General features: G+C 50.5%; 1 protein-coding gene. It reads right to left on the bottom strand.

Features of this window, described 5'->3' with window-relative positions; genetic code table 11:
• Positions 1–755, bottom strand: a 755-nt coding sequence (locus A8L45_RS24840) for a hypothetical protein (protein WP_175402080.1), incomplete at both ends; no start/stop codon positions are given.

Raw genomic sequence — 755 nt, 5'->3', positions numbered from 1 at the left:
ACTTGCCGTCGCCATCTAGGTCATACGCCTTGCTGATGCCCGTGGTATCCACTTTGCCATTGCCATTCAGATCAAACGTCAGTGGAGAGTTAGTTTTTTTCTTCTCAAACTCTGTACTGCCACTATGGCTGTCGTCATTTCCGCCACCTGCCTTGGGTTTGTACCAACAGTTGAGCCAGTTTGATGTATTACCCTTACCCCAGTTTTTGTCATCAGCAGCACCACCAAAGATCCATCCTTGTTCTAAAAGGGCCTTCTGGTTGGTCCGCTGGCCTTTTTTGATGTTCTCATTCAATCCATCCCAGTCTTTTTTGAAACCAGCCAGTTTCTCTGGGTCTTTCAGTTTCTTCTGGAGCTCAGGCGGCAACTCGTGCCACTTGTGTGGGAAATCATCAGGCAGTTTAGGGTGTTGCGCCGCGCGCGCCACATTCTGGTTAAACATACCCAATGGATAATGTCCGCCACCAAAAAAGGGATTGCCACCGGGCATGAAAGGATTACGGTACTGACCTGTTCTCTCATCAAAAAAAGGCGTGCCACCGGCCCAATTCATGCTGTCACCGGGTTTCAGCGGGGTATAGCCCACCCCTGCGCCGGGCGCACCATAACCTTGTAAAAATGGCGCACACGGAAAACCGATATGACAGTGATGGAAAGTACCTAAGGCGCAAAACAGCAGCTTCTGGATAAGATGGTGTAAACCGGGAACAACACCACCGCCGCAATACGGACGATTAGGCGTACCACAATACGGC

Origin of the sequence: Veronia pacifica (assembly GCF_001707825.1) — a bacterium.
In the GTDB taxonomy this organism is placed as follows: domain Bacteria; phylum Pseudomonadota; class Gammaproteobacteria; order Enterobacterales; family Vibrionaceae; genus Veronia; species Veronia pacifica.
This window is presented reverse-complemented; position numbering and strand designations above follow the sequence as displayed.